Annotated in this window: 14 protein-coding genes; 4 read left to right on the plus strand and 10 right to left on the minus strand. The window is 45.8% G+C overall.

Annotated elements, in window-relative coordinates:
* Nucleotides 1-10: 10 nt before the first annotated feature.
* The 8 genes from fliI to GO003_RS22050 all read right to left on the minus strand — a co-directional run bounded on the left by fliI (nt 11) and on the right by GO003_RS22050 (nt 9,742).
* Nucleotides 11-1,360, minus strand: a complete 1,350-nt coding sequence (gene fliI / locus GO003_RS22015; protein ID WP_159659059.1) for a flagellar protein export ATPase FliI — start codon at nt 1,358-1,360, stop codon at nt 11-13.
* Complete coding sequence (gene fliH / locus GO003_RS22020; RefSeq protein WP_159659058.1) at nt 1,357-2,079, minus strand: flagellar assembly protein FliH; 723 nt, start codon at nt 2,077-2,079, stop codon at nt 1,357-1,359. Before fliH ends, fliI begins: the two co-directional genes overlap by 4 nt.
* Entirely contained in the window at nt 2,066-3,070 is a 1,005-nt protein-coding gene (gene fliG, locus GO003_RS22025; protein ID WP_159659057.1) for a flagellar motor switch protein FliG, read from the minus strand. Before fliG ends, fliH begins: the two co-directional genes overlap by 14 nt.
* On the minus strand, nt 3,063-4,826 hold the full coding sequence (gene fliF / locus GO003_RS22030) for a flagellar basal-body MS-ring/collar protein FliF (protein ID WP_159659056.1): 1,764 nt from the start codon (nt 4,824-4,826) through the stop codon (nt 3,063-3,065). Before fliF ends, fliG begins: the two co-directional genes overlap by 8 nt.
* Before the next feature lie 17 nt (nt 4,827-4,843).
* Entirely contained in the window at nt 4,844-5,161 is a 318-nt protein-coding gene (gene fliE, locus GO003_RS22035) for a flagellar hook-basal body complex protein FliE (protein ID WP_159659055.1), read from the minus strand.
* Between the two features lie 54 nt (nt 5,162-5,215).
* A complete protein-coding gene (locus GO003_RS22040) occupies nt 5,216-6,586 on the minus strand; it encodes a sigma-54-dependent transcriptional regulator (protein ID WP_159659054.1) in 1,371 nt (456 codons plus the stop codon).
* Nucleotides 6,583-7,797, minus strand: coding sequence for a sensor histidine kinase (locus GO003_RS22045; RefSeq protein WP_159659053.1), 1,215 nt, complete (start codon nt 7,795-7,797; stop codon nt 6,583-6,585). Before GO003_RS22045 ends, GO003_RS22040 begins: the two co-directional genes overlap by 4 nt.
* A 493-nt stretch (nt 7,798-8,290) precedes the next feature.
* A complete protein-coding gene (locus GO003_RS22050; RefSeq protein WP_159659052.1) occupies nt 8,291-9,742 on the minus strand; it encodes a sigma-54 dependent transcriptional regulator in 1,452 nt (483 codons plus the stop codon).
* Nucleotides 9,743-10,287: 545 nt separating this feature from the next.
* On the opposite strand from GO003_RS22050, the gene GO003_RS22055 reads away from it, so the two are divergent.
* The 3 genes from GO003_RS22055 to GO003_RS22065 all read left to right on the plus strand — a co-directional run bounded on the left by GO003_RS22055 (nt 10,288) and on the right by GO003_RS22065 (nt 12,786).
* On the plus strand, nt 10,288-11,544 hold the full coding sequence (locus GO003_RS22055) for an HlyC/CorC family transporter (RefSeq protein WP_159659051.1): 1,257 nt from the start codon (nt 10,288-10,290) through the stop codon (nt 11,542-11,544).
* 216 nt (nt 11,545-11,760) lie between these two features.
* Nucleotides 11,761-12,390, plus strand: coding sequence for an FHA domain-containing protein (locus GO003_RS22060; protein WP_159659050.1), 630 nt, complete (start codon nt 11,761-11,763; stop codon nt 12,388-12,390).
* Between the two features lie 6 nt (nt 12,391-12,396).
* The gene (locus GO003_RS22065) at nt 12,397-12,786 is read left to right on the plus strand and encodes a PilZ domain-containing protein (RefSeq protein ID WP_159659049.1); all 390 of its coding nucleotides are present in this window, start codon (nt 12,397-12,399) and stop codon (nt 12,784-12,786) included.
* Between the two features lie 28 nt (nt 12,787-12,814).
* Here GO003_RS22065 and radA read toward each other — a convergent pair whose 3' ends face one another.
* A complete protein-coding gene (gene radA / locus GO003_RS22070) occupies nt 12,815-14,191 on the minus strand; it encodes a DNA repair protein RadA (RefSeq protein WP_159659048.1) in 1,377 nt (458 codons plus the stop codon).
* A gap of 531 nt (nt 14,192-14,722) precedes the next feature.
* Here radA and GO003_RS22075 point away from each other — a divergent pair.
* Nucleotides 14,723-15,394, plus strand: coding sequence for a response regulator transcription factor (locus GO003_RS22075; protein WP_159659047.1), 672 nt, complete (start codon nt 14,723-14,725; stop codon nt 15,392-15,394).
* Here GO003_RS22075 and GO003_RS22080 read toward each other — a convergent pair.
* Nucleotides 15,391-17,805: a fused MFS/spermidine synthase gene (locus tag GO003_RS22080; protein ID WP_159659046.1), complete on the minus strand. Its 2,415-nt coding sequence runs from the start codon at nt 17,803-17,805 to the stop codon at nt 15,391-15,393. The two genes, GO003_RS22075 and GO003_RS22080, sit on opposite strands and share 4 nt — an antisense overlap.
* Nucleotides 17,806-17,839: the final 34 nt, after the last annotated feature.

Genomic DNA, 17,839 nt, shown 5'->3' on the forward strand with positions numbered 1-17,839 from the left:
ATCTACCTTTTTAATGATCAGCCAGTAACTGAGCCAATTGCTGAATACTGGCGTTCACATCGACAGGTTCATTAATTCCCTGTTGAAGAAAGTCCAAAATAGCCGGCATTTTTTGTATCGCTCTGTCTATTTTTGGATTTGAGCCGGGCTTATAAGCGCCCACATTGACCAAATCTCTGTTTTGCTGGTAAGTCGAGTACAAGCTGCGTAATTCCCGCACCATTTTTAAATGGTCGTCGTCGACTATGTCGGTGAGCACCCGGCTGACCGACGCTTCAATATCAATGGCGGGGAAATGCCCGGCATCGGCCAGAGCCCGGGTCAGAACAATATGACCATCCAATACACCCCGCGCCGAATCAGCCACCGGGTCATTATGATCATCGCCCTCAGTGAGCACGGTATAAAAAGCGGTAATGGAGCCGCCGCCCTCATCACCGTTACCGGCCCGCTCCACTAAACGCGGGAGCTTGGCAAACACCGAAGGAGGATAACCCTTAGTTGCAGGGGGTTCATCGATAGCCAGCGCTATTTCACGATGCGCCTGCGCATATCGGGTCAATGAATCCATCAACAGCAGGACATCAAGCCCCTGATCACGAAAATACTCGGCAATGCTGGTCGCCAGAAGCGCGCCATTGGTCCGCATCAAGGGGGGGTAATCGGCCGGCGTTGCGACAACAACGGCGCGTTTCAAACCATCTTCACCCAAAATTTTCTGAACGAATTCATTAACCTCGCGACCCCGCTCGCCAATCAACCCCACGACAACAACATCGGCCGTCGTAAATTTTGTCATCATGCCCAGCAGCACGCTTTTTCCGACCCCCGTTCCTGCGAACAACCCCATCCTTTGACCCCTGCCTACGCATAACAGCGCATTGATAGCCCGGATGCCGACATCCAAAGGTTCTCTAATCGGCTTTCTGCTGAGAGGATTGATCGGGATCCCCGTTAATGAGACGCGCGCCTCGGTGATTAATGGCCCTTTATTATCCAGGGGATTGCCTGAACCATCCAGAACCCGGCCCAGCAAGTCGAATCCCACTTTAGCCAGTGACTCAACACCCAAAGGAATTACACGGCAGTCGGGTTCGAGGCCATGAGGATCGCCTATCGGCATGAGGAATATTTTCTCACCTGCAAAACCCACAACCTCAGAAGGTATCATGCGTCCGCTTTTTGTCTCGACCATACAACGCGAACCAATTGGCGCTCGGCATCCTACCGCTTCCAGTGTCAAGCCCACCATACGGGAAAGCTTTCCTTCTACTATCAGCTGGGGGTGATCATGTAGCCTTTCGCGATAAGGTTTTAAGCGATCCAACCAAATTTCAGAACGGTTTTCAATCAAGCTCATAGCTCTTCATCTCCACTTCGACCGCCCCCAAGCACTTTGGCGATAACCGCTGAAACCCGGGTTTCTATGGTCGCATCGACCCGCGACATTTCCGTATCAACCTTACAACCGCCCCGGGTAATCAGTGGATCTTCAATTAAAACCCAGGGCGGAGAAATTTCATCCAGCACCAATACGGTACGCACCAATTCCGCATCTGCGGGGTGCAGGGTCAGTGTTATTTTCTGAGAGGCAACCGGCAAAATACCTACCGCCTCTCTGACTGCAGCAACAATTTGCCCAGGATCCATCTTGATTTCCCGACGAATGATCTGAGTAGCCAGGGTTATCGCCAGTTTGACCAGTTCGTTTTCTACGGCCTCATCCAGATTTTTCAAAGGTTCGCTGAGCATTTCCATCACTTTGGATAATTCGGCGGCCTGATGGCTCAAAAGCTGAAAATTTTCTTCATAGCCTTTCTTTAGCCCTTCCTCATATCCTTTTGCTTGTCCTTCTTGATGGCCTTGTGCAAAGCCCTCTTCGTGGCCTTTGGCAAAAGCCTCTTCTTGGGCTTTTTCCTGCATTTGCTCAATTTCGCTGACCGTCATTAATGGCGAACGGTTGCTTTCCGGTTCTGTCTGCTGGTTTTCGCTGTCGTCTTCCGAGACATTGGGTAAGGCCCACAGGCTGAGTAATTCTAGCTCTTCCTCAGTAAAACGACCGCCGTTAGACAAGCTCATCACTGCCGCCGCCTAACATAATCTCGCCTGAGTCGGCCAATTTTCTGGCAATTGCAAGAATTTCTTTTTGGGCCAATTCGACATCGCTCAGTTTACTGGGCGGAGCGGCTTCAAGATCATCACGGAGCATTTCGGCAGCACGTTTGGACATATTGCCGAATATTTTGTTTTTAAGCTTGTCATCGACGCCACGTAAGGCCAGCAATAGCTGATCAGTCGATACTTCTCGCAGTAATGTCTGGATACCTCTGTCATCAACCTCCACCAGATCAGCAAAAACAAACATTTTGTCCTGGATTTGTTGAGCAAGATCAGCACTGCTTTGGCCGATATCCTCCATAACTCGTTCGCTGATTCCGCCATCCAAAAAGTTAAGGATATTAGCCACTGCATCGATACCGCCAATGGCAGAAAGTTTCATACCATCGTTGCCTGTCAATTGTTTTTCCATGATTTCATCCAGTTCTCTAAGTGCGGCAGGTTGAATGCCTTCCATCGTGGCTATTCTCATCAAGATATCGGCACGTGTGTTTTCAGGCAGAAGCCTCAATACGTCTGCAGCCAGATCGCTTTCCAGTAAAGTCAAAATAATGGCGACAATCTGGGGATGTTCCAGACGAATCAAATCGGCAATTGAACGGGTATCCATCCATTTCAACTGCTCGATACCCTTGCTGTTGGCACCCAGCAAGATCCTGTCAATAATGTTGCCGGCCTTATCGGCACCGAGTGCTCCGGTCAACATATTCCGGATGTATTCATCCGAATTCAAGCCCAAACCGGTCTGACGTTTGACGGTAGTAATAAATTCTTCAAGAACACCATCAACCATTTCCGGTGTGATTTCACTCAGGCCCGCCATAGTCGCTCCGATAATCTGAACTTCTTTGGGCCCCATATGCTTCAACACCGCAGCCGCCCTGTCCTCTCCAACTGCAAGTAATAACAGGGATGCCCGTTGAGCATAGTTTAATGAGTTAGTCTCAGCCATCTTGTTTAATCCATACCTTAATTATTTGCGCTACCAGCATAGGATCTTCGTCAACCAGTTTCTTGATATATTCCAGGCGTTTTTCATAGCTTTGCGGCGCTTCAAGCAGCAGCAAATCTTCGGTTTCGTCTGTTAACGCACGTTGATGCTGACTGTTTTCTTCACCGGCAGGAACCGCATAAGGAACACCGTTATCATCAAAGGCCACCGAACCGCCTATCGCATCAGCTTCAGCTCTTGCCATTGCCAATGTAGCGGCCTTTTGTTCCTCTTCGGTTCTAGCCACCAGGCCTCTCATTGTCGGTCTAAGTACGGCAAAGACCAAGAACAAGATCACTGCAACAGCGGCTAATTGCTTCATCAAATCAATAAACCAAGGCTCATCCCACAGGTTGACAGCCGGTAAGTCCTCGATTTCGTCAGGCGCTCTAAAAGCGACATTGGAAACGGTGACCTGATCTCCGCGGCTGGTGTCAAAACCTACCGCCTGCTTGATCAGGTCATTGAAACGATTAATTTCTTCTTGCGAATAAGGTTGTGAAACCGGTTTTCCGTCTTCACCGCTTATGTAACGGTCATCGACGACCACGGCAACCGACAATCGTTTTAATTGAGCCGTTGCCAGGCGGGTATGCGTGATGGTTTTATCCAGTTCAAAATTTCGTGTCGCAGTTTTGCTGGATGAACTGGGTTTTTCAGCACCGGGAGCCGCGTCGGAAGCCTGCGTTGCTATTTCAGGAGCCACACCGGAAGGCGGTGGTTGATTGGATAAAGCGCCGGGCACACCTTGAACCGAATTGGTGGAATTCTCATCTTCACGCGTTTGTTCGCTACGTAGCGCGGGTAAATCAGGGTTAAACATCTCCTGCGTCTTTTCGGTAACGGTGAAATCCACATCCGCTGAAATCTGGGTCCTGAAGCCATTGGTGCCGACCAAGGGCGTCAAAATATTCTGTATCCGCTCCATCAAGTGATCTTCAATTTCCTTCTTGTATTCAAATTGTTTTGAATTGAGAGAATTATCGGAATCCGATGCCAGGGAGTTCAATAACCGGCCCTTCTGATCCACAACGGTAATCTGGCCGGGCTCCATCATGGGCACGCTGGACGCTACCAAATGAATAATGGATTCTATTTGCCCTTTATCCAGGGCACGGCCCTGATACAGATTAACCATGACCGACGCGCTGGGCTTCTTTTGTTTTCTGACAAATACAGACTGTTTGGGCAACGCCAGAATAACACGGGCTGACTTGACGTTCTGGATGGCCATGATGGTTCGGGCAATTTCGCCTTCCAAAGCCCTTTGAAAGCGGATCTGCTCAACGTTTTTGCTGGTCCCGAAGCTTTGCTCCTGATCCAGCAATTCATAACCCAGACTGGTGCTTCTGGGCAAACCCAAAGCAGCCAGCTTGAGTTTTAGCTCACGGATATCGGCAGTAGGCACCATAATTGCGCCGGAACCGTTTTCGACCTTAAATTTGATGCCTTCCTTATCCAGTACTTCAATAATTTCGGAAGCGTCTTTTTCGGCAATATCAGCAAATAAAAGACTGTAAGAAGTCTCTTGTGACCAAAGAACAACGGCGATCGAAATAGCGATACTGAACGCAAAACCCAAAATCAAACCAATTTGACGGGGCATGCTTAAACCGGCAAACCCCTTGATGAGCGGGTTAGCCTGTGAATTTGCATTAACTTCGCCAGTTCCCAGGCTGGGTGCATTCACTGTATTGTTTCCGTTATCTTCGCTCATGGTCTTTTAATCGCTGTTTACATTGGCATATTCATAACATCTTTGTAAGCATCGACCAGTTTGTTTCTGACCTGGACCATGGCTTGAAAAGAGACGCTGGCCTTTTGCATTGAAATCATCACTTCTGCCAAACTGGCATCGGACTCACCTGTTTCAAATGCAGTTGCCATTTGATTGGAGGTGGCTTGCGCATCATTGACCGAGTTAATTGACTGTTTCAGTAGCGAAGCAAAATCAGGTTGACCTGCTTTCTGAATTTCGCTTGGCTTGTTGCCGGCCTCGATTGACATGGAGCGCATCTGGGACAGTACTTGTGTGATATTCATATCGCTCATGGGAGACCTCACTTGTTTTTGACACTATAGATCAAAGCAATTACCAAGCCAGTCTCAACAAGGAATAACAACACCGGATTCTTTCATCCTCGCCAGTTTATATCGCAGGGTTCTTGGACTGATTCCCAGTTTTTCAGCGGTGTTTTTGCGGCTGCCTTGCTCGTTCTGTAAGGTATTGAGTATCACTTTTTCTTCAGTGGACCTGACTTCATCATCCAATCCGCCTGAAGAACGCAACTCCACTTCATCAAAGGATAAGGCCCGAAGCGGCTCATTGACAGGGCTGTTCGGGTTAAATGCATTGCCCTCCTCGAACATCAAATCGTCAACCGTAATCGATTCGCCCGATTTTAATATCAATGCCCGTTGCACTACATTTTCCAGTTCCCGCACATTTCCCGGCCAGGAATACGCTTGTAATTTGGCAGCGGCTGCGGCATCAAAATCCGGCAAGCTGCCTGATTGGCCGCCATGACGGCGCAATAATTCTATTGCCAGCGGCAAAATATCGCCGGGACGCTCTCTCAACGCAGGAATTTTGATTGGAAAAACACTGAGACGATAATATAAATCTTCGCGAAACCCGCCTTGTTCGACTTTTTGTTTCAGTGTTTGATTAGTCGCCGCCAAAAATCTGACAGTTAGCGGTATTTTCTTTTGACTGCCTATCCTTTCGACTTCTTTTTCCTGGAGCACGCGCAATAATTTGGCCTGCAGGCCGATATCCATCTCGGCAATCTCATCCAGCAACAAGGTGCCGTTTTGTGCTTGTTCGAATTTCCCCGGCATCGACTGCAAAGCGCCGGTAAACGCCCCTTTTTCATAACCGAAGAGCATGGCTTCCAGCATGGATTCGGGGATGGCCGCACAGTTTATGGCGACAAAAGGCCCTTGATTATAAAGCGAATGATCATGAATATAACGCGCAATCACTTCCTTGCCTACGCCGCTCTCGCCTTGCAGCAAAACCGTTACATCCGATTTGGAAACCCGGGTGATTAATTCATACAGCTTGGCCATTCCCTGATCCTGCACAATCTGGTCATTGGCAGCAGCCGGATTGGCAGCAACAAATTCTTTGACTTTATCGACCAGACTCATAGCATCAAACGGCTTGATCAGATAATCCACCGCGCCCGCCTGAATCGCAGCCACCGCTTTTGGAATCGTGCCGTATGCCGTCATCAGGACCAACGGGGTGCCTTTATGCTTGACTTGCATGTTTTGTAATAATTGAAAGCCGTCCATCACTGGCATCTGCACGTCACTGACCACTAAATGAAACCGGTTTTCAGCAAGTTTGAGCATCGCATCCGTCCCATTGCCGGCCGCCAAAACGGTATAACCTTCGATTTCCAGCGTGTCGCACAAAGCTTCGCATAACGCTTTGTCATCCTCTACGATTAAAACATCATACGAATTCATACACATTCTCCTGACAGAACTTCGGCTTCAAAAAATCCGCTGGGCAATATTGACCAGCGCTCGGCATAGACCGGTATAGAGAACGCGAAGCAAGACCCTTCGCCCGGTACTGAGTGACAACTCACCGAACCGCCATGAGCTTTAGCTACCGTTTCAACAACAGCCAGACCCAATCCGGTACCGCTAATTTTTGTCGTATAAAATGGCTCGAAAACTCTTTTTCGATGCTCCTCGGTCATTCCCGCGCCATCGTCCGTTACGGTGAAACAAATAAAATCAGCATCCTTCATTGAAACATCCAGGCTAATAGTGCCTTCTGAACCGCAGACCTCTATCGCATTATTCAATAAATTAACGACGGCACCGCGAAGTGCATCTTCATTGCCTTTGATGGTCTCCACGTCGACCTGATGAGTCAGCGTGAAACTTATGCCAGAGGAGATAACTTTTTCTCGTAGTGTCTCTTCAATTTGCGCCAGAAAATCGCTTAACTTGAACGTCTCCATCGTGAGACGGCCTTCTTTCGCATACATCAGCATATCGCTGATTTGGCGGTCCAAATAATGCAATCTTTCCACCAAGGTATTGGAAAAACGTTGCCGTTTGCTTTCATCCAAAGCGGGTTTAGTCAGGTGGGATGCATACAGAACAGCTGTCGATAAAGGCGTGCGTAATTGATGAGCCATACGCGCTACCATTTCCCCCATGGCCGACAAATGCTTTTGTTGATTCACAGTGTCTTGTAAACCCCGCATTTCGGTGACATCGGACAGCAAAATAAGTTGGCCGGAGTTGTTTTTTAAGTGGCTCTGACTCAGATTGACGCGTTTACCGTCTGGTAACTGGAGCTCGTGAGGATTGTCGAATAACGCTGAAAGCCGTTGATTCAGGATTTCGTTCCATATCCTGCCCAGCAAGGGCTCTCCCAAAAAACTCAATGCCACCGCATTGAAATCAACAATACGCCCGATTGAATCCAGCACGATGATTCCGGCCGGAAGCGCCGCGAGAATCTGCTGCAGTCGATCTGCAATTTTTTCGTTTTCAATCAGCGTTTTCAGACGGTCACTTCTGGCCTGAACCAGTTCTGTCCGCAGTTTTTCGACCTGTTTTTCCAGGCTTTGATAGGAATCAGCCAGATTCTCTGAAAGCTCATTAAAGATTCTGAAGGCATCAGCCAGCTGTTCGGTTTTATGTGATGAAGTTTGCATATTCAATCGTCCGTTAAATGACGACCGAAGTACATGCGAATTTAATACCAAGTGCTCTTTAGGCTATAAAAGACAATCTATTAAGTGAATGTACGGGGGTGATAAGCGTCAAGAATTTGTTACTGAAGTTTTCCAATAATTTCAAAAACAGACTTTCAATATGCTTGGGTTGCATGAATTATCTATAGAATCTGCGTAAGCGGTGACAAACCCAATTAATAAAGCACTGTTAGTGTTATGCGTTGAACGTTGGGCAGAAGCGTCATCCCGGCAGGGATTGCCGGGATCCAGGACACAAGGATGTGTTTCAGCCTTTGCCAGCCATGGCTTCTGGGTTCCGGCAACTGGTAATGCAAACACAGTTCCCTAACAAGCCTGGACATCCCCATAAAAACTGGAAAACTTAAGTTTGTTATGCAGAAGACTCAAAAAAGAAATGGCGAATCAGGGTATTACTCTGATTCGAGTAAAAAGGTCTGATTATGACTCCGCATTACCGCTGTAAATCATACTTTCGTAATTTTTCAACCAATGTCGTTCTCTGCATTTTCAACAACTTGGCGGCATGGGCGACAACACCGTTAGATTCGGCAAGCGCCTGTCTTATCAAATCGGTTTCCATATCGTTGAGGTATTCTTTCAGGTCGATTCCCTCTTCCGGCAAGCTCCGAGATCCTAAGCTCGATAAGACGGAAATTCCGGATTTGGCCGTTTCTGAAACCGGATCAACTTCCAGCAATGAAAATCTGAAATTTTCAGGTACTTCATATTGCTGAAATTTTTCGGGTAGATCCGAAGCATCAACCAAACCCTTTGGAAAAATGATCGCCATTCGCTCTATCAGATTGGCGAGTTCTCTTACGTTCCCCGGCCAGTCATGTTGCATTAATACTGCCAATGCAGCATCAGTGAGACGAACGGATCCCCTACCGTCATTTTCCAGTCGGAGAATTAAATCTTTTACCAAAATAGGGATATCTTCTTTACGCTCTCTTAATGCAGGCACCTCAATGGGGAAGACATTAAGCCGGTAAAATAAATCTTCACGAAAACGGTTTGATGCAATTTCTCCCTCCAGTTTTCGATGAGTGGCCGCAATAATTCTGACGTCGCATTGAATGGTCCGGTTGCTGCCGACCCTTTCAAATGATCTCTCTTGCAAGACACGTAAAAGCTTGACCTGCATAGGCATGGGCATATCGCCAATTTCATCGAGAAACAAGCTTCCGCCCTCGGCTAATTCAAATCGGCCTTGGCGTGAGCTTAATGCACCGGTAAACGCGCCTTTCTCATGACCAAACAATTCACTTTCCAGTAATTCTCCTGGAATGGCTCCGCAATTAACAGGTACAAAAGGGCGATTTGCTCTAGCCGATGAATCATGCAGGGTTCTAGCTACCACTTCCTTGCCGGTACCGGATTCACCCAGAATTAAAACGGTGGCATCAGAATCAGCGACCTGACTGATCAACTTGGAGACTTGAATGATTCCGGAACTATTGCCTCTAAGGCGCGGTTTGTTTGTTAATCTTCTATCATAGACGCGACGATCCAACTGATGCCTTTTAGCGGCCTGTTGTTCCTGAGACAGCGGCAACCGGTCGAGCACCCGCTTAAGATCCGGATAACCCAACGGCCAATCCAGTGTCTGATTCACCATCGTGTCCACACTTGAGGACAAATTGACCGGCTCTCCTGTTTTTTTAAGCAGAATGATGATTTTTTTCTCATCCTTATCGATGAGGGATCTGATCACCAAGGCCTGCTTTTCGATACCATTGCCAATAAAAACTGCGGCACAATCATTAACTTTCTGATCCAGGATTTCTGAAAAATCTCCCGGCGAAGAAACGCAAACATCAAACTCCATAAACTTAAGTATTGTTATGAATTCTTGAATTCTGGAATGCTCATCATCAATTAACCAAATGCAAGGCCAAGCCATAGACTTACTCATTACTTAAAGTGTTAATAGCCAAAATCAATGTATCCCTCTGCAAATACTTTATATAAATTTGAACTTCGTGCTGCCTGCCGCCCCTGAAAAACCATATTACCCGGACGGTTCGATAAAGGCTTGCTTATCCATTGATACAGCTCGATTTAATGCATAGAGATTAGACTAATTTTATAAAAAGTCTTTTTTTGCACCCTTGCTTGACCAGGCCAATCCATTCATCAGTGATTGATGGTCAAGATAATCTGTCGCGAAAAGCAATCCTTTGCTAAAGATCACGCTTCCCGTCTCTTTCTTCAATGCCAATCCTTTATTAATATAGAGTATAAACAAGTCTGGCAATCAGGCCTTAAATTGAATCTATCACGTTTAATAATCCAGGTATTTGCCCCCCGGCTTTACGAAAGCGTAATTCTGCTTACTTCATTAACAGCTGAACATTGAATTAATAACGGAAAAAACCGGTTAACTGCTTGACAAAATCTGTGTATTAGGGAAACTAAGGTATCTCAATTGGATAGAGTAATTTAGTTTTGAACGATATTCCCCTTAGTTTACTTTTCGGCGCGCTTGCACTATTGCTTCTTCTCTCAGCTTTTTTCTCCGGGTCTGAGACTGCTCTGATGACCTTGAACAGATACCGGCTGCAACATCTTGTCAAGCACCATCACCGGGGTGCAACCAAAGCACAAAAGCTTCTGCAAAGACCTGACCGGCTGATTGGCATGATACTTCTAGGCAATAATTTCGTTAATATTCTTGCCTCATCCATTGCTACAATCATTGCCATCCGAATAGGCGGAGAATCAAGCATTGCTATCGGAGCTGGCATTCTGACCGTCGTCATTCTTATCTTCTCTGAAGTTACGCCCAAAACACTGGCAGCCATCAAACCTGAACTTTTAGCGTTCCCCTCGGCATGGATTTATATACCGATGCTAAAAGTTTTTTATCCTTTCGTTGCTACAATCAATTTTTTCTGCAACCTGCTGCTAAGACTTTTTGGCATTCATGTTACTCAGAACAAAAAGGAAACTATCAGTAAGGAAGAACTGAAAAGTATCGTATCCGAAGCAGAAAGCTTGATGCCGAAACGTTATCAAAACATCTTGCTGGGTATACTTGATCTTGAGAGCGCCACTGTAGAAGACATCATGACGCCACGCCACGAAATATACGGCATAGATATTGACGAACCGATTGAAAACATTATTGAAACCATCAAAAGCAGCTCACACACCCGTTTACCGGTCTTTAAAAAGAGCATTGATCGTGTCGTCGGGTTCCTGCACTTACGCAGTGTATTAACTCATCTTAATCATGAAACTTTTGATAAAAACGATATATTGGAAACACTGATAAAACCCTATTTCATTCCGGAAAACACACCATTACACAATCAGTTACAACATTTCAAATCCGAGCGGTTACGGATCGGTCTTGTGGTTGACGAATACGGCGACGTTCAGGGCTTGGTAACACTTGAAGATCTACTGCAGGAAATCGTGGGTGAATTAGTCAGCGATGACCAAGGCGTTAGTAAACTTACTGACGGGGGGTATCTGGTAGATGCTTCGGTAACTATCCGCGAATTGAACAGAATTACCGGTTGGAAATTACCGACCGAAGGACCTAAAACCATCAATGGCTTGATTATTGAGTTTATGGAGACCATTCCTGAACCGGGTACCAGTGTCAGATTGCATGGCCATCCTTTGGAAATTATCAAACGAACAAAAAACTCGGTCACTCAAGTCAAATTCTATCCAAATCAAGGACTACCGGACTAATGCCTCTTCAGTAAGTCAAATAAATTTTCTTTTATTCAATACGGCTATTTTAGACCACAAACACTCCGTTGTTTATTATAAAAAATTAAATATACTTCGAGATAAATAGTCTACGGGTGTTGATGTAGACAGCGGATTTAATCATCACCAGCTTAAGCAACAGCAACAAATCCGGTCTATACTTTCAGCTCTAACAGTAGGTAACCTGCAACCAGAATGTCTAAATTTACGGTTTTCTTTAAAGATAAAGTTATCAGTTCTTCCCTATTTGACAGCGGGGTAGTGCACATTGGTCGCGATGAAACCAACAATATCACTTTAGACAGCCTTGCTGTAGCTCCTGCTCATGCTGCCGTGATTATCCGGGAAACAGGCGATGTTATAAAACAACTCAATGATGAGTTTCCGCTAATCATCAACAATGCGAAAGTTAAAGAAGCCGTTCTTAAGAACAATGACAAAATCTTACTCGGCAAACACACCATCATTTTCAACACCTCCGAGTCAGTTCAGGCAACTATTTCTCCCCCCGATACTGACGTTGAGTTACTAAACCAAGAGATCCAAAACGACATCCAATTACCCGAAGCCAATCTTCAGATCATTGACGGCAAACACATAGGACGAGTACTACCTCTTAAGAAAGCCATGACGCGCTTGGGAAGAAACGGAAATGGTGTTATCGTCATTGCCCGCAGAAAAGAGGGCTATTTCGTTTCAGCTCTGGAAACAAATGCCTCTCTAAAGCTTAATAAAAAGACCTTGGGTGATCAATCTTTAAAACTCAATTCTCATGATGTCATTGAAATCGAAAACACCTCACTACAATTTTTTCAAGTCAGTTAATATTTTATGAACTCAGAAACCTCAATAGACAAGCGCAAATTTCACCGGATTTTTTATAACGCGCAGGCAGAATTGAGCAATGGACAAACTACATGGAAATGTCAAATTCGTGACCTTTCACTGAAAGGCTGTTTATTAAATTTTTCTGAGGCTTGGCAGGGTGAAATCGATAGCATTTATATACTGTCGTTCGCTTTATCCAATGACCTCAGCATTTCCATGTCGGTCTCTGTATCTCATGTAATCGGGGATAATGCGGGGTTTAAATGCGAACATATCGATATAGAAAGCATCACCGCACTCAGACGCCTGGTCGAACTCAACTTGGGAAACAGCGAATTGCTGGAGAGAGATTTGGCCTCGCTGGCCGAATGCTTTAAACCCGATAGTGAGTAAGAGCAAAAAAATACCGCTAAACAAAATTTTAAAGTTCCGATAATACCGTTAACGCATCGGACAATGTCGCAACGGGATAGATCTTTAAATCGGCAATCGGCTTTTTAGGCGCGTTTGCTTTCGGAATGACCGCCGCTTTAAATCCGTGTTTGGCCGCATCATTTAGCCGCGCGTAGCCATTGGCAACCGGTCTAATCTCACCATTTAAACCCAACTCACCAAAAAACAGCATGTCATGGGGGATGATTTTATCCCTGAGACTGGACACAATGCTGATCACAATGGCCAGATCAGAACTGGTCTCAGTCACTTTTATGCCACCGACGACATTGGCATAAATCTCATCAGTTGCTGTAACGATTCCGCCATGCCGGGATAAAATCGCCAGCAGCATCGCCAGGCGGTTTTGATCGAAGCCCACAGCCAAACGCCTGGGATTTCCGTATTGGCAATCGGTAACCAGGGCTTGTATTTCAACCAGCAAAGGGCGGGTACCTTCCCATAAAACAGTAACAACACTGCCCGATGAAGGTTTTTCGGCACGGTTTAAAAACATGGCAGACGGATTTTTTACTTCCTTGAGCCCTGTACTGTCCATTGCAAAAAAACCTAATTCCCCGATACTGCCGAACCGGTTTTTATCGGCGCGCAGCACCCGAAAACGAGCATCGTCTGTTGATGACAACACCACTTGCGTATCCACAATGTGACTGAGCGTCATAGGCCCGGCCAGAGATTGATCCTTGGTGACATGACCCACTAAAAAAATCGAAACATTGTGCCGTTTGGCATATTGAGTCAAATAACTGGCCGATTCCCGCACTTGTGATACGGCGCCGGGTGCGGATTCGGTAGATTCATTGAACATGACTTGAATTGAATCGATTACGACGACCTGAGGTTTTAATTCATCGAGCACTTCGCAGATCTGCTGCACCGACGTTTCTGCCAGCATTTTAATTTTATTAGCCGCGAGCCCAAGCCGATGCGCTCTTTCTGCGATTTGCTGCAGGGATTCCTCGCCTGACACATAAAGCACACTGATTTCTCTATGCGCGATATTCGCAATAGCCTGCAATAAAATCGTACTTTTTCCTGCTCCCGGAGCCCCGCCGATCAGAATGACGCTCCCTTTGACTACGCCGCCTCCCAGCACGCGGTCAAATTCAGCGATTCCGGTAGAGAGCCGTTCAGCTTGTGCCAAATCAACATCCGACAACCACTTAACCGTGGATTTACTACCTGCATAACCCTGAGTTGCTCCTGCCCTGTCTTTTTTACCGCTGCCGAGGCGCACTTCCTTAATTGTGTTCCATGCACCACACATCGTGCATTGCCCGTTCCAGCGTGGGTAATCAGCCCCGCACTCATCACAGACAAAACCGGTATTAATTTTTTTAGCCATATCCGTCGATTTTAACGTTGTATTCTTCTGAAAAAGCCGGTCATTTTTATACAAAATTAACGACCGGCTCTATAAACTGGCTGGATATCAGGGATATCCGGCCGATTGCAGCTTATGTTCTAAAATAGCAGTCAAAATTTACAGCGTACCTGTTTAATTAAAAAAACAGGCGAAATGGATTTTCGCTGTTTCTAAAAGCTATACTTGAACTAAACTTGGTATATTGACCTGATGTTACCGTTTCAGCTTGAATCTTTCCTTGATTTTGTAATTTAAAGCAGCGCATAGTAACTAAGAAAAATCAATCTACATAAATTAATTAAATTTCAACTATTAAATCAATTCCCTTTTAATTATAAAATCTCTGTATTATTAAATTTAAAGTTATGCAACGAACCGTTGTTCAGCATCACTCAAACAAAGCATGAAACAAACAATATTAAACACATCCTGTTTCTCAACAAATGCCGGGCCACTTTACCCGCTATTTGTGTTTTGAAGCATTCATGCTGTTAGCAAAAACTTATTAAAATGGCTAACCTATCCAAAGTAATCATTTGCACACATGACCCCATGCTTGCCAGCAGGTGGGAGGCACAAATCCAAACAAAATTTACCGTGTGCCAAGTATCGGAGTTAGACAAACTGACTTCTTATTTAACACCTGATACTCAAACGGTTCTGATGATGCATGGCGAGCCTTTCAAAAACAGCCTGGGAAGTTTGAATAATGTATTCCGGCCCCATCTGAAAATACTGATACTGGGTCAGCATTGGCCCGAAAATTTGCAGATTGAAGCACTCATAAACGGTTGTTCGGGCTATTGTGATATCAACTCAACCGAAACGCTGCTTATCAAGGCGATTGATTGTTTATCGAAAGGCGATACCTGGATACCCCGGCATCTGGTCCCGCGAGTTATCTCGGAACTGACAAAATTCAAACAAAGCCATCAAATAGCTGAGCAAACCAAAACAGTTGAGGCAACTCATCCACTCAATGTACTGACAGCGAGAGAAATGGAGGTTGCGCAATTGATCGCGAAAGGTGAAAACAATAAACGAATTGCGACGATGCTTAATATCTCCGAAAGAACGGTCAAAGCCCATCTGACGTCTATTTTTAGTAAATTGAAAATTCTGGACAGACTTCACTTAGCTTTATATATAAAAAAAGTTACCGAAAATCAGCCTTCTAACTAATCACTGCGTCCTGTTAATTTTTCGTATTTAAACATTTCATCCTGTGCAGCGTTTAACCGCCCTTCATACTTAAAAACTTCTGAGCTATGCCGATGCAAACCTGCCCTGGGGTAGCTCTGCAAATGTTCCGGTATCCTGGATAAATAGGAATCCCGTTCATTATTCAGTTTCTGCATAACCTCGATCAATTCGCTCCCAACCAGCCAATGCTCCTTACCGGACTTGATAAGACGCTGACGTATAGGCGCTCCAAACTCAATAAGCGGATGATCGTCACTGTTGATAGCCACCTCAGCCAGCTCGTGTTCAAGACTCGACAAATCGCCGATATAATATTGCAGAAGGTCTTCTTTATCATGCTGAAAAAGCTGAGCCGAGACCGGCAATGACTGAGCCGTTTTGTGTCCCAATAAGCCGATAACCGGCCTCAGCGCTGAAAAGTCAGCCCGCCATACCGTCACTTGCGGAAAAACAGCCTGCAGGGTACGTGCAATCACTTCAAAGTCAGTACGGCTTAATTGATAGGCCGGTAACCATTGCATGAACAGCCCCTTTTCCTCAAGGTGCTCGGCAACGGCCTGATAATGTTCAACCGCATATAAGCCGCCTGTTCCAGCCTCCCAAGGCACGAACAAATCGCTGATAATCACATCAAATTTTTTAGACGTTGCTCTTAAAAAGTGCCGTCCATCTTCATTCAGGATGCGCACACGAGGATCGTAAAACAGATCTTGTGTATAGGGACCAAAAAAACTATCCGCCGCAAGGATAACTCCGTTCAACAGTTCAGTCACAATCAAGCTACGTATAGGATAATTTAAAGCACCGCCGGCGCTGATTCCGGTTCCCAAACCCAGCATGTAAATGTCGCGAGGATGTTCGTGCAGGTACAAAGGCATATAACCCAAAAACTGTTCCAGTGACAGTGAAGCAGTTCCGCCCAACGTGTAGTGATTATTAACCTTAAGCTTCAAATTTTCGCCTTGTTTTATCACACCCACGGTTCCTGCACTGCTCTCCCAATAAGCCATCAGGCTTTCATCTTCATTGATTGGATCGACACTCACCACAGGCAGTTTTGCTGTATCAAACACCGATACGGTCAACAATATTGCCATCAATAGGAATAGCTGGACAAAACGATGGTCTATCCTCAAGCACTGATACCAGTAAAGCCCCATCAGCAAATAGACCACCGCAAAAAAACGAATGCTTGCCCATAAGCCTATCAAATCAAGCATGACAAACCCGGCTAGCAAGGAACCGGCTATCGCCCCCAAGGTATTGTTGCTGACCAGTCGCCCAATCGATTGACTGTATTGTTTCCCGGTGCCTGCGATGCCCATCAGCAACGGAAACACAATACCCACTATCAAAACCGGTGGCCCCATCACTATTAGCGCCAGTTCAGTAACCCGCCATAGATAAGCACCCCAGCCAAAATCGGAGCTGATGTATCTCAACTGATCGGTCCACATCACAAATAAAAAGGGTGTGGCACTGACCCACAGACCTCCGACCAGTAATACAGACAACAGAGAAAAACCAGGATCGAACCGGGATTTCATCAACAGTCTTGCTAAAAATCCACCTAGGGCCAGGCAAAAAAGAAAAACCATTAAAACAATTGAAAATGTATAGACCGAGTTCTGCAAGACTTGAGAAAACATCCTGCCCCATAGAACCTGTAATCCCAGCAACAATAGACCGGATAGAAACGAAAATTGATTGAATGTCCTGAAGTGAAGTACTTCGTGAGATGAATCCGTCACGGCGGAACTGGCGACTTGATTAAAATCCCGGTTTTTGGACAAGGCCAGGGCAATCAGTCCCACGCCCACAGAAATCAGCATTGCAAGCGCATAACACCATCGATACCCTATCAACGGCGGCAAATAGAACCCGGCGAGTAAAACGCCGACAACCGCACCCAGCGTGTTGATGCTGTACAAAAAGGCGACATGACTTTTAAAGCCGTCATCAGAGGCGATTACCGAAGTGATGACAGGTAAAGTGCCTCCCATAAAAAAGGCAGGAGGCGTCAGAATAAGTATTGCCAAAACAAACTTCAGCCCTAGAAATAATCCGGCCGATTGTCCGCAACATTCAAATAAGACGGGATAAATCCAGGCGTAGATTTTTAACAGTGCAAAATAGCCTAAGGCAGAGAGCGCAATGCCGAACTCCAAGCCGGCATAGCCTTTGAGCGGATTATGAAATTGACCGGCTCTTTGCCCCCAAAACTTCGCACCCAGAGCCAATCCCAAAAAAAATGCCGTCAGGGTGGCCGCCATTGCCTGACTGGTATTGCCGAAAAGTAAACCCAGCTCTTTAAGCCATAAGACTTCATAAATCAGAGCGGAGGTTCCCGACAGAAAAAAAAGCAGCGTGAGCGCACTGTTACTTAACATCAAGAACTCAAAACGAAAAGCCTGATTGCATTGA

Origin of the sequence: Methylicorpusculum oleiharenae, assembly GCF_009828925.2 — a bacterium.
GTDB lineage: Bacteria > Pseudomonadota > Gammaproteobacteria > Methylococcales > Methylomonadaceae > Methylicorpusculum > Methylicorpusculum oleiharenae.